Origin of the sequence: Halomonas sp. SIMBA_159, from assembly GCF_046536035.1 — a bacterium.
Classification (GTDB): Bacteria; Pseudomonadota; Gammaproteobacteria; order Pseudomonadales; family Halomonadaceae; genus Vreelandella; species Vreelandella venusta_A.
The window spans coordinates 1-442 of the sequence record NZ_JAWJBT010000105.1 but is presented as its reverse complement, the minus strand read 5'-3'; the positions used below and the strand labels follow the sequence as shown (position 1 = coordinate 442).

The following is a 442-nucleotide window of genomic DNA, read 5'->3' as shown; positions in this document are numbered from 1 at the left end:
CCACAGCTTGGCCATCATCGCCTCGACGCGGATGTCCTCCAGCGCGTTGATGATGTGGCGTCCCATCGCGCCGTACTCGGCGGTGAGCACGTCCATGGCGTTGTCGCTGCTGTTGCCCACAAGGTGGCCGACCTCGTGATCGAGGAAGAACCGTATGTTGCGGAGCAGCTCCGGCGAGGCGATGCCGGCATCGGGAATGGCCGGAAGCGTGATCTCGCGTTGGCTCATCGAGGCATACGCCAGTGAGCCCTCGCACTTCAAGGTGATCCCGTGGTCGCGGGACAGCATCCGGCCAACCTTCTCCAAGTCCTGCTGCGTCAAACGGCCGTCCATTACTAGCTCCTTTCGCTGGGGTGAAAGCATCATCCATCGTCAGAAACGCTCTGCGTGGAAGCCAGCCGGCGAGCCGCTAAGCCCGCCGGCCGGCGAAAGGACTTAGATC

Annotated in this window: 1 protein-coding gene; it reads right to left on the bottom strand. The window is 62.9% G+C overall.

What is annotated here, in order from left to right:
- A partial coding sequence (locus tag R0J87_RS18565; RefSeq protein WP_498888032.1) for a hypothetical protein occupies positions 1-333 on the bottom strand: 333 nt, incomplete at its 3' end.
- Positions 334-442: the final 109 nt, after the last annotated feature.